Annotated in this window: 12 protein-coding genes; 10 read left to right on the top strand and 2 right to left on the bottom strand. The window is 38.6% G+C overall.

What is annotated here, in order from left to right; translation table 11 throughout:
• The first annotated feature begins 10 nt into the window (after positions 1-10).
• The 10 genes from hpf (at position 11) to trxB (ending at position 9,972) form a co-directional block, all read left to right on the top strand.
• Positions 11-568: a ribosome hibernation-promoting factor, HPF/YfiA family gene (hpf, locus tag F0161_RS09105; protein WP_137601230.1), complete on the top strand. Its 558-nt coding sequence runs from the start codon at positions 11-13 to the stop codon at positions 566-568.
• A gap of 184 nt (positions 569-752) precedes the next feature.
• Entirely contained in the window at positions 753-3,116 is a 2,364-nt protein-coding gene (secA, locus tag F0161_RS09100; RefSeq protein ID WP_150204373.1) for a preprotein translocase subunit SecA, read from the top strand.
• Between the two features lie 63 nt (positions 3,117-3,179).
• Positions 3,180-4,296 (top strand): peptide chain release factor 2 gene (gene prfB / locus F0161_RS09095; RefSeq protein ID WP_190318860.1). Its coding sequence is split into 2 segments (ribosomal slippage): positions 3,180-3,251 and positions 3,253-4,296, totalling 1,116 coding nucleotides; the frame shifts between segments, so codons are not numbered across the junction.
• Between the two features lie 109 nt (positions 4,297-4,405).
• Positions 4,406-4,729 carry a PspC domain-containing protein gene (locus F0161_RS09090; RefSeq protein WP_150204371.1) on the top strand — a complete coding sequence of 108 codons (324 nt, stop codon included), beginning with the start codon at positions 4,406-4,408 and terminating at the stop codon, positions 4,727-4,729.
• Between the two features lie 12 nt (positions 4,730-4,741).
• Positions 4,742-5,101, top strand: coding sequence for a phage holin family protein (locus F0161_RS09085; protein WP_137601226.1), 360 nt, complete (start codon positions 4,742-4,744; stop codon positions 5,099-5,101).
• Positions 5,102-5,119: 18 nt separating this feature from the next.
• Positions 5,120-6,055, top strand: coding sequence for an HPr(Ser) kinase/phosphatase (gene hprK, locus F0161_RS09080; protein WP_137601225.1), 936 nt, complete (start codon positions 5,120-5,122; stop codon positions 6,053-6,055).
• Positions 6,056-6,061: 6 nt separating this feature from the next.
• Entirely contained in the window at positions 6,062-6,889 is an 828-nt protein-coding gene (lgt, locus tag F0161_RS09075) for a prolipoprotein diacylglyceryl transferase (protein ID WP_137601224.1), read from the top strand.
• A gap of 23 nt (positions 6,890-6,912) precedes the next feature.
• A complete protein-coding gene (locus F0161_RS09070) occupies positions 6,913-7,929 on the top strand; it encodes an NAD(P)H-dependent glycerol-3-phosphate dehydrogenase (protein ID WP_137601223.1) in 1,017 nt (338 codons plus the stop codon).
• A 50-nt stretch (positions 7,930-7,979) separates the two neighbouring features.
• Positions 7,980-8,879, top strand: coding sequence for a UTP--glucose-1-phosphate uridylyltransferase GalU (gene galU / locus F0161_RS09065; RefSeq protein WP_137601222.1), 900 nt, complete (start codon positions 7,980-7,982; stop codon positions 8,877-8,879).
• Between the two features lie 151 nt (positions 8,880-9,030).
• Positions 9,031-9,972, top strand: coding sequence for a thioredoxin-disulfide reductase (gene trxB / locus F0161_RS09060; protein WP_137601221.1), 942 nt, complete (start codon positions 9,031-9,033; stop codon positions 9,970-9,972).
• A 23-nt stretch (positions 9,973-9,995) separates the two neighbouring features.
• On the opposite strand, the gene F0161_RS09055 is transcribed toward trxB, so the two are convergent.
• Positions 9,996-11,672: an IS1182 family transposase gene (locus F0161_RS09055; RefSeq protein WP_051552863.1), complete on the bottom strand. Its 1,677-nt coding sequence runs from the start codon at positions 11,670-11,672 to the stop codon at positions 9,996-9,998.
• A 121-nt stretch (positions 11,673-11,793) separates the two neighbouring features.
• Positions 11,794-12,426, bottom strand: a complete 633-nt coding sequence (locus F0161_RS09050) for a TetR/AcrR family transcriptional regulator (RefSeq protein WP_150204370.1) — start codon at positions 12,424-12,426, stop codon at positions 11,794-11,796.
• Positions 12,427-12,429: the final 3 nt, after the last annotated feature.

Genomic DNA, 12,429 nt, shown 5'->3' with positions numbered 1-12,429 from the left:
AGAGATTTCTATGCTTAAATTCAATATTCGTGGTGAAAACATTGAGGTAACAGATTCAATTCGTGAGTATGTAACGAAAAAAATTAGTAAGTTAGAAAAATACTTCGGGGAAAATACAGATGCTACAGCAAATGTAAACCTCAAAGTGTACTCCAACCGGGATCGCGAAGAAAAGGTTGAAGTAACTATTCTTCTTCCATATTTAACATTAAGAGCCGAGGAAACATCACAAGACTTATACGGTAGTGTGGACTTGGTAACTGACAAGCTCGAACGTCAGATTCGTAAATACAAAACGAAAGTTAATCGCAAATCTCGTGAAAAAGGATTCAAGAATCTTGATTTTACGGCAGGAGAAGTTTCAGACGAGCCAGTTGATGAATTGGCAGTTGTTCGTACAAAACAATTTTCTTTGAAACCGATGGATAATGAAGAAGCAATTTTACAAATGGATATGCTTGGACATGACTTCTTTATTTTTGAAGACTCTGAAACGAACGGTGTTAGCATAGTCTACAGACGTAATGATGGTCGTTACGGCCTGATTGAAACAGATGCTGACGAATAAAAAATGATGAAATACAACAGCGTACTTGGATTAATTTCCGAGTACGTTTTTTGGTTGCTGAATAGTTCGGTTTTAATTATTAGTAAATAATGGTATGATAAAGTGTGATATTTTTAAGAAATTATAATACGCGAGGAGTAGTTACACCAGCGTACGAAAAGACAGATTTAGAAGGGATTTATTCATGGCAAACGTTCTAAAAAAATGGGTTGAAAGCGATCGACGTGAGCTTCGTCGCATTAGTCGCTTAGCCGACAAGGTTGAAGCATACTACGATGAATATGAGAAGCTAACTGACGACCAATTAAAAGCAAAAACAGATGAATTTAGGAAACGATATCAAGACGGCGAAACTCTGGATGAATTATTACCAGAGGGCTTTGCTGTGGCTCGAGAAGGGGCCAAGCGAGTATTGGGAATGACACCTTTCCACGTTCAAATCATGGGTGGAATCGTGTTACATGAAGGTAACATCGCCGAAATGAAAACTGGTGAAGGTAAGACCTTGACGGCCACCATGCCAGTTTATTTGAATGCAATTAGTGGGGATGGCGTGCACGTTGTCACCGTTAATGAATATTTATCAGAACGTGATGCCACTGAAATGGGTGAGTTATACAACTGGCTCGGCTGTTCAGTTGGGATTAATGGCTCTGAAAAGTCTCCAGATGAAAAACGTGAAGCTTACGCTGCTGATATTACGTACTCAACTAATGCGGAAATTGGGTTTGATTATCTTCGTGATAACATGGCTGTTTACCAAGCTGATCAAGTTCAACGTAAAATGAATTATGCCTTGATTGATGAAGTGGATTCAATTCTGATTGATGAAGCGAGAACTCCATTGATTATTTCTGGACCAAGTACGGGAACATCTCAACTCTATGACACTGCCGACCGTTTTGCGAAAACATTAAAAGAAGACGATGATCTCAAGGTTGATTTGGAATCTAAAACAGTTGCTTTGACTAACGAAGGAATTGAAAAGGCAGAAAGTTACTTCAAACTGAATAACTTGTATGACGCCGATAATACCGCTTTAACTCATCATATTGACCAAGCCTTGCGGGCTAACTTTATCATGTTTAATAATAAAGATTATGTGGTTTCTGAAGGCGAAGTCTTGATTGTTGATTCATTTACCGGTCGGACAATGCCAGGGCGTCGTTTTAGTGATGGATTGCATCAAGCTTTGGAATCCAAAGAACATGTTGAAATTCAAGATGATAGTAAAACAATGGCTAACATCACGTATCAAAACTTGTTCCGGATTTATAAAAAATTATCCGGGATGACTGGGACTGCCAAGACTGAACAAGAAGAATTCCGTGAAACTTACAACATGGAAACCATCACGATTCCGACAAACCGTCCTGTTGCACGTGATGACCAACCTGATTTGCTTTACCCAACTTTGAAGAGCAAGTTCGATGCCGTTGCCAAACGGATTGAAGAATTGCACGATAAGGGTCAACCAATCTTGGTTGGTACTGTGGCCGTTGAAACCTCTGAATACTTGTCTAACTTATTAGATAAGGCAAAGATTCCTCACGTAGTTTTGAATGCGAAAAACCATGCGCGTGAAGCTGAAATTGTTAAAAATGCTGGTCAAAAAGGTGCCGTGACGATTGCCACTAATATGGCTGGTCGTGGGACTGATATCAAACTTGGACCCGGTGTGGTTGAAGTTGGTGGATTAGCCGTTATTGGTACTGAACGACACGAATCACGACGGATTGATAATCAATTACGTGGACGTTCCGGACGTCAAGGGGACCCTGGGTTCTCACAATTTTATCTATCATTGGAAGATGATTTAATGCTCCGATTTGGTGGCGACCGAATCAAAGCCTTCTTGGATCGGATGAAGGTTGATGATGAAGATGCTGTCATTAAGAGTCGTTTATTGTCACGCCAAGTTGAATCAGCGCAAAAACGAGTTGAAGGTAATAACTTTGATTCACGTAAAAATGTGCTGCAATACGATGATGTGTTACGTTCTCAACGTGAAATTATTTATTCACAACGTCAACAAGTGATTGTAGAAGATGAATCACTCGAAAACATCATGAAACCAATCTTCCGTCGTTCAATCGAACGGGCCGTGGACTCATTTACAGTTGGTAATGAACCTGATTGGAAACTGGATGAAATTGTTAATTTTGCTACAACGACACTAGTTCATCCAGACAAAATTACTGAAAATGACTTGAAGGGTCTATCTAGTGATGAAATCAAAGAAAAACTCAATGGCTTTGCCAAAGAAGTCTACGACGAAAAGGCAAGTCAACTAAATGACAAGGCCCAAGTACTTGAATTCTCAAAAGTGGTCTTGCTACGAGTAATTGATTCTCACTGGACTGATCATATTGATACGATGGATCAATTCCGTCAATCAGTTGGTCTACGTGGATATGGTCAATTAAATCCATTAGTTGAATATCAAACTGCGGGGTATACCTTGTTCCAAGAAATGATTGCAGATATTGAGTATGAAACAACACGCTTATTTATGAAATCAGAAATTAGACAAAACGTTACACGCTAAGAATAAAAAGAAAGCTCCTAAGATTATTCTGGGTGCTTTCTTTTTTAGCCTTCGGAGGGAAAAATGGAATTAAGCGAAACCAAAAAAGTAATAGAAGAGATGCAACAAGAGGTTGCTAACTTCGGGAGGTCTCTTTGACCTCGATTTGTTGAATGAACGAATCGCCGAAAATGAAGCCAAAATGGCGGAACCCAATTTTTGGAATGATGGGGTTGAAGCACAAAAGTTAATTGATGAAAATAACGACCATAAGGCCAAACGTGACAATTTTGTCGTGTTACGTGATAGCGTGGAAAATTTGGAAGTTACACAAAGTTTGTTGCAAGAAGAAAATGATCCAGAAATGCGAACCGAATTTGAAACTGAATTGGGTCAGACTCAGCATCTATTGGAAACTTATCGATTAGAACAACTACTGGATGAACCATATGATGCTAACAATGCAATTTTAGAAATTCATCCGGGGGCCGGGGGCACCGAATCTCAGGATTGGGGTTCAATGCTATTAAGAATGTATACTCGCTGGGCCAGTGCCCATAATTTTCAGGTTGAAATTGCTGAATATGAAGCCGGGGACGAAGCCGGGATTAAAAGTGTGACTTTGTTAATCAATGGTCATAATTCATTTGGCTACTTGCGCTCTGAACGTGGTGTTCATCGTCTGGTGCGTATCTCGCCCTTTGATTCTGCCGGTCGTCGCCATACCTCATTTGCTTCGATTGACGTTATGCCAGAATTGGATAATACCACCAATATTGAAGTGAATAGTGATGATTTAAGGGTCGATGTTTTTCGTTCCAGTGGTGCTGGGGGCCAGCATATCAATAAGACCTCTTCCGCGGTTCGCTTGACGCATTTACCAACTGGAATTGTAGTTTCTTCACAGGCACAACGGTCTCAATTACAAAACCGTGAAACTGCGATGAACATGTTGAAATCCAAGTTGTATCAATTAGAAGTCCAAAAAAAGGAACAAGAACGTGCTAAAATTCAAGGTGAACAGCTTGATATTGGCTGGGGTTCGCAAATTAGATCGTATGTTTTTCATCCATACACCATGGTTAAAGATCACCGAACGAATTACGAAACCCATGATGGAAATGCAGTGATGGATGGTGATTTGGATCCATTTATTGACGCATATTTGCAATGGAAACTGAGCCAAAAAAATCCAGATTAAAATAATTATGAAAACCTTAACAACCGTAGCCAGATGGTAGTTATAGTTGCGATAAATAAGTGAAACCAGTAAGATTAAGCTATTAATACACGGGAAGGTGGGATGATCGATGAAATCAAAGTCAAAACGTCGTTTAACGAAGTCAGCAAGTAATCGGGTTCTGACAGGGTCAATCGGGGGATTTGGAGAATTTATTGGAATTAATGCAAATTATTTGCGTGTTGGGTTTATTATTCTGACAGCTTTAACACATTTTATTCCAGGAATTTTGATCTATATCTTGTTGATTGTCATAATGCCTGCAGATCCTAATAAACCTGACTTTAGCGCATTATTTAGTAATTTTGGATTTAATACTGGAAATAAAACAGAAACTAAAAGTAAAACGGATCGTAAAGTAATTCATGATGTTGATGAACATGATGAGAAATAAGAAGGTATTTGCATGGGCTTTTCGATGAGAATAGTGATTAATACAGTTCTGTTTGTGGCAATCGCTGGATTTTTTGCACAAAGCGGAAGTTTTTATGTAGCAAGTGTTGGGACTGCATTTGTCGCAAGCTTGGTGCTAGCAATTTTGAACGCATTTGTACGGCCAATATTATTTATTTTATCCTTACCAATAACTGTCTTTACCTTGGGATTGTTCAGTGTGATTCTCAATGCCATTATGTTGCAATTAACGTCAACGTTAGTTGGAACGGATAGTTTTCGGTTTTCGTCATTTGGAATAACAATTCTCATTGCGATAATTATTTCCATTTGTAACACAATTATTTCAGGACATCTTTTACATCGTGATTAGCATAAGGAGGGGTTACTAGTGGCAAATGAAGTAACGGTTGCAGATTTAGTTAAGAAGACAAGACTCAAAGTTTTACAAGGAGACAAGTATTTGGATCGGGTGGTCACTACTAGTGATATCTCTCGACCAGGATTGGAATTAACTGGGTATTTTAAATATTATCCAGCAATGAGAATCCAATTACTTGGCATTACCGAAACCTCATTCGCCAAAAATATGACCCATGACGAATTACTGATGGTGATGAGAAAAATGTGTGCACCCGAAACACCAACTTTTGTGGTGTCCACCGATTTAGAAGTACCAAAGGAATTGAAACAGGCTGCCAAAGAAAATAATATTCCAATTCTCGGCACGAGTCTCACCTCCTCACGTGTCTTGAGTAATATGACTTACTATTTAAGTGGCAAGTTGGCAGAGCGTCAATCTGTGCATGGTGTGTTAGTGGACATTAATGGTGTTGGGGTCATGATTACTGGTGATTCTGGAGTTGGTAAAAGTGAAACCGCGCTTGAATTAGTTCGTCGTGGACATCGGTTAGTCGCCGATGATCGAGTTGAAGTGTACGCTCAAGATGAACAAACACTGGTTGGCTCAGCCCCTGCAATCTTAAATCACTTAATGGAAATTCGTGGCATCGGTATTATTGACGTCATGAACTTGTATGGTGCTGGTGCAGTTATGCAAGAAGATGATGTTGATTTAATCGTTAATCTTGAAACCTGGGCCCCGGATGTACAATTTGACCGTCTCGGTGACAAAGGTGATAGTCAAAAGATTTTAGACGTTATTGTACCCAAAGTGTCTATTCCAGTTAAAACTGGACGTAATTTAGCCATTATCATTGAATCTGCAGCGATGAACTTCCGTGCTCAATCAATGGGATATGATGCGACTGAAGTCTTTGATGCCAACCTAAATAAGTTAATTAAAGAAAATTCAAAGAAGGACTAAAAATTAATGTCAGTACTCGCAATTAATCCGATTTTTTTTAATTTAGGACCAATTCAAATTCATTGGTATGGAGTAATAATTGCTTCAGCCGTCATTATTGCATTGACGTTGTCAGTGCGTGAAGGTACTCGTGTTGGACTTGAAGCCGACAATTTTTATGATTATATTTTATGGGCCTTACCAGTGGCAATTATATTTGCCCGAGCATACTATGTAATTTTTGAATGGGGATATTATTCACAGCACACCAGTGAAATTATCGCGGTGTGGGATGGTGGAATTGCCATCTACGGTTCACTGATTGGAGCCGCTCTGGTAATGTTTTTGTATTGTCGCTCTAAATTTATCTCAATGTGGACAATGCTAGACGTTGTTTCACCAACAGTTATCCTGGCACAAGGAATTGGTCGCTGGGGAAACTTTATGAATCAAGAAGCATTTGGTAGAATAACAAGTAAGGGCTTTCTTACGTCCTTACATTTACCAAACTTTATTATTAACCAGATGTATATCGACGGTCATTATCGGGTGCCAACGTACCTGTATGAATCGGTCTGGGACGTGCTCGGGTTTATTGTGTTGTTTACTTTACGTCATAAATTTCATTTATTTAAACAAGGTGAAATTTTCTTGTGTTATCTAATCTGGTATTCAGTTGGGCGCTTTTTCGTTGAAGGAATGCGAACTGACAGTTTAATGATTGGTAATACAATTCGTGTATCTCAATTGTTATCAGTCATCTTATTTGTCGGAGCAATTGTGACAATCATTGTGAGACGTAAACGAGACAATATTGATTGGTATTATGTTGATGCAAAAACAAAGAAATCGTAGAAATTCGAAGGGAGTTTCAACAGATGACAGAAAAAATTGCTGTACTTGGTGCGGGTTCATGGGGTAGTGTACTGGCAAATTTATTGGCCGAAAACGGACATGATGTTCGGTTATGGTCACATAATCCCGAGCAAGTAAATGTGCTCAATGATCAACACGAGAATCCCAAGTACATGAAAGATTTCAAATATTCAGAAACATTGATTGCTACTGAAAGTATGGAAGATGCCATTCAGGACGCTAAGGTGATCTTAATCGCGATTCCAACAGGTGGAATTCGTGAAGTTGCGAATCAGGCCGGAACCATTTTGTCCAGATTAAACCAAGTTTCACTGATTTTACATGCAACCAAGGGTTTAGAGCAGGTAACCTATAAGCGACCATCTGAAATGATAGCTGAAGAAATTCCCGAAACTAATCGTCGTGGTATCGTGGCCATTACAGGTCCGAGTCATGCCGAAGACGTTGCGCGTAAAGATTTAACTGCGATTACTGCCGCCTCTGCTGATGAATCACATGCTAAAGAGGTACAAGTATTATTTAATAATGATTATTTTAGAATTTATTCAAATGACGACATTGTAGGAGCTGAATTTGGTGCGGCTCTCAAAAACATTATTGCGATTGCTGCCGGAATTTTAGTTGGCTTAGGATATCATGACAATGCCAAGGCAGCGCTAATTACCCGTGGTTTGAATGAAATTAAACGACTAGGCGTTGCATTTGGTGCTAACCCATTCACGTTTACTGGTTTATCTGGAGTCGGTGATTTAATTGTGACTGCTACTAGCGTAAATTCACGTAACTGGCGGGCAGGTAATCAACTAGGCCAAGGTAAATCTTTGGATGATGTGATGGCAGATATGGGCATGGTGATTGAAGGTGTCTATACTACCAAGGCTGCTTATGAAATGAGCCAAGATCGTCATGTTGAAATGCCAATCATTGAATCAATTTATAAAGTGTTATATGAAAACGCTGACGTAAAAGTGCTGATCAATGGTCTAATGCAACGAGATATGCGCTCAGAGCTAGATTAGGTATGATATAATGCAAGTATATTGAAATGATTGAAAGGAAATTTTAACTAATGAAAAAAGTAAGAAAAGCAATCATCCCAGCTGCCGGTTTAGGCACTCGTTTTTTACCAGCTACTAAGGCCCTTGCCAAGGAAATGTTACCAATCGTGGACAAGCCTACTATTCAATTTATTGTTGAAGAAGCACGTAAATCTGGTATTGAAGACATTGTGGTTGTTGATGGTAAAAGTAAACGCTCAATCGAAGACCATTTTGATTCAAACCCAGAACTTGAAAACAACTTGGCAGAAAAAAATAAGCAAGAAATGTTAAAGATGGTACAAGAGACCACTGACATTAACTTGTACTTTATTCGTCAATCACATCCTCGTGGCTTAGGGGATGCTGTCTTGACTGCCAAAGCATTTATTGGTGACGAACCTTTCGTTGTTATGCTTGGCGATGATTTAATGGAAGATAAAGTGCCTTTAACTCGTCAATTGATGGAATCATACAAAGAAACTGGTGCATCTACGCTGGCTGTAATGAAGGTTCCTCATGAAGAAACTGAAAAATATGGTGTTATCAATCCAATTGAACAAGTTAAACCAGGACTATACAATGTTTCAAACTTTGTTGAAAAGCCAGATCCAGATGAAGCACCAAGTGATTTGGCAATCATCGGTCGTTATCTATTAACACCTGAAATCTTTGATGTGTTGGAAAGAACACCAATGGGTAAGGGTGGAGAACTACAATTAACCGATGCAATTGATGAATTGAACAAAACTCAACGCGTTTTCGCCCATGAATTTAAGGGTCAACGTTTTGACGTTGGAAACAAGTTCGGTTGGATTGAAACTAATATCGAATACGGTCTCAAACATCCTCAAGTTAAAGATGAACTCCGTGCTTATATCAAGACGTTGGGTGCGAAATTAACTGCCGAAGATGAAAAAGCTAGTAAATAATAATTAACAAATTTTACAAATAAGTGGTAGAGCAGATTAATAATTGTTCCGCCACTTTTTTACTTACTTTTTGTGAGCTAAAGTAGTCGACAAAAATCATAATTCAGTGTATTGTAAAATAATTAGATTAGGAATTTTAGGAGGAAAGAACATGGCAAAAAGTTATGATGTGATTGTTATTGGGGCAGGGCCTGGTGGAATGACTGCTGCGCTATATGCTTCACGGGCCAATCTATCCGTATTAATGTTAGATCGCGGAATTTATGGCGGTCAAATGAATAACACCGCTGAAATCGAAAATTATCCCGGATTTAAATCAATCCTAGGACCTGATTTGTCCAAAGAAATGTATGAAAGTTCCACTCAATTTGGAGCTGAATATGCATATGGAACGGTTGCTAGTATTGTAGACCATGGCGACGTGAAGACAGTTACGACTGATATGGAAGAGTATGAAACCAAAGCAATTATTATTGCGACTGGTTCACAATATCGGAAGTTAGGGGCTCCAGGTGAGGCTGAATTATCTGGTCGTGGAGTTTCATACTGTGCTGTCTGTGATGGTGCCTTCTTTAAGAATAAGCACGTGGTCGTTGTCGGTGGTGGAGATTCAGCCATCGAGGAAGGTATTTACCTGACTCAATTAGCTGACAAAGTCACAGTAGTTCATCGTCGTGATAAATTACGCGCCCAAAAAGTAATTCAGGATCGCGCTTTTGCGAATGATAAGATGGAATTCATTTGGAATAGTGAAGTGACTGAAATCAAAGATGACGATCAAAAAGTTGGCGGTGTGCACATTAAGAACAACCAAACTGGTGCTGAATCTGATATTGATGCTAACGGTGTTTTCATCTATGTTGGAGTCTTACCAATGACTGATTCATTCCAAAACTTAGGTATTCTTGACGACCAAGGTTGGGTAATCACCAACGATCAGATGGAGACGAATGTACCTGGAATTTTTGCAATTGGTGACGTGCGAGACAAAAAGTTACGTCAAATTACCACTGCGGTCGGTGATGGTGGAATTGCCGGGCAAGGGGTCTTCAACTACATTGAAGAATTAAAAGACAATAAAACAGCGGTTTAAAACAAAAAATGGCTGGGAAAAAACTAACCAGCTATAGAAAAATCGACCAAGAATTCTATAATTAATAGAATTTTTGGTCGGTTTTTTGTTTTTTTTATATTTGATAATTGTTTATGTGAAAAATTAGCGGTTGCTTTGGTTAAAATTCCCGCTAATTTTGTTAGATTCATTGTCATTAATAGAATACCCAATTCATTTTCCACAGGCTGTTTCCCTCTAAGATGAGTTCTGCGCACACCAAAAATGGACTTCATTCTGCCAAACATTGGCTCAACATCATACTTACGATGCGAATAAATCTCTGAGCCTTGATCAGATGAAAGTAAATCCTTAACATAATTTTTAAAGTAGTTCCAAGTTGGATTATAGGCAACCTGTCGTTGCCTTCCCTTAGGGGTTTTAGCTAGTTCATCTAGCTTGAATGTTTCCTGTGTTTTATCCGCTTCATAAATTTTGAACTGTCGTTCGTATCCATATTTATCATGACGAATACTGTATCGTTTAAAACTGAATTTAACACTCAAATGATCCGTATAGTAATCGTCTGCGGCATTGTACTTCCAATTGTGTATTCGTGTAGGATCATTTTTAAATTTGCGCTTCTGTTCCTTTTCATACATACCATACGGTATCAGTGGTGTCTTATCAAAATCGTCGACAATCGCGGAATAATTAGATTCACTACCGTAACCTGCATCCGCCACGATGTATTTAAACAAATCGAGTGAATGCATGTCAGATAAAAATGGTAATAAAGTTCTCGTATCCGTCGGATTCGAGAAAATTCCGTAATTTAGCACGAACTGTCCATTAGTGGCAGCCTGTAAATTATATCCAGGCTTTAATTGACCATTCATCATTGGATCTTCCTTCATACGCATAAAGGTAGCATCATGGTCGGTTTTTGAAAAACTGTTCCGACCATTAAAAAGGCGTTCAGCTTCTTCGTACTTTTTTGCTCGGGGCAAATAATCATTTTCCATTTTGTGCGCTAATTTTTTGAGTTTTCGCCGCTGTTGTTTATTCTTAGAGCCACCTTTGATAACCTTCGGTTCTTGTTCAATGACATAATCTAAGTGAGTAATTTCATCGTGCGTTTTTTCTAAAATCTCAGCTAATCCATCGCTAGACGTTAGGTATTCTTTCTCCATTTCTTTGACAACTTGATTTTCAATCAATTCTTCATAAAGGAGCACAATTTTTTCTTTTAGTTTTGGATAGAATTTATCAACTGCACGTTTCCAAGTAAATGAGTACTTATTTGCATCGGCTTCAATCTTCGTACCATCAATAAATAAGGCCTCATCTTCAATCATACCGTTGTCGGCTAACAACTTGGTAAAGTAAATAAAGGAAATCTTGATTAAGTTAGAAACTTCTTTACTGGATCGAAAATTATTGATTGTTTTGTAAGAAATTGTGGCATCTTGACTCAACCATTTCATTGGAATATTTTCGGTATTCATTTCAACAATTCTACGTCCAGAAAATACTTTGCGAGAATACGCGAAAAGGAGCATTTTTATTAACATAGCCGGATGATAAGCAGGACGACCGGTGGTCGCCACAGAGGTTTCAATAATATTATGCGGAATTGTCTCAACAAACATATCAATTAGTCTCGCAATATGGTTATTAGGAATATCAAAATTTAAGTTTAAAGCGATGCTAGTTTGTGCTGTGTTATAATTCTTGTACATGGAAGGAAACTCCTTTACTGTTTTGTTGTTTGGTTTGGTCGCTAACATCATAACAGGAATTTACTTCCTGTGTACATAGTTAAAGGGACTTTGGAGTGTTTTTCCAAAGTCCCTTTATTTTTTATAGTCTGGAATTAGTTTTTTCCCAGCCACTTTTTTTGATTAGTCCATACATTAAGATATTCAGTACTTCTTGTTCTAGATTAGTGTGTGCATGGCGGGGATGTGGTCCCAGAATGCCACGGTTTTTGGGTAAACGACTATATTGGACAATCATATCTACATACATCAGCATTGCCTCTAGTGTGACGCCGTCTTGCAATTGATTGGTCTTTTTGAGTTGCTCATAAACAGCGGTCACGATGTCTTTAGTCATGGCTTCTTGTGCAGCGATGACTTCGGGATTACTGAAAAAGGCAATATTCATAAATTCATCAAATTCAGCGTTGTGTAAATTGCTGGTGTGCGATTCTACTAAATCATCAATTCGCTTCATAGTCGACATGACATCATCAGTAGAGGTGGCTAAGTTTAATTTAATTAACGATGCGACTTCAGTTAACTTCTTGATGGTAATTTCTGTGAGTAATTCTTCTTTGCTGGCGAAATATTTGTAAAAAGTCACAACCGAAACGCCGGAAGATTTGGCAATTTCCCGAATGTCAGTTTTTTTAATACCTTTATCGGAAAACATTTTTTCAGCTGTTGCCAGGATTTTGGCGCGGGTTAGTTTCTTCTTTTCTTCGCGTTTCATAGG

It is taken from the genome of Paucilactobacillus nenjiangensis (assembly GCF_008632615.1).
GTDB lineage: Bacteria > Bacillota > Bacilli > Lactobacillales > Lactobacillaceae > Paucilactobacillus > Paucilactobacillus nenjiangensis.
The sequence above is the reverse complement of the archived record's forward strand: the minus strand, read 5'-3'. Positions and strand labels throughout refer to the sequence as shown.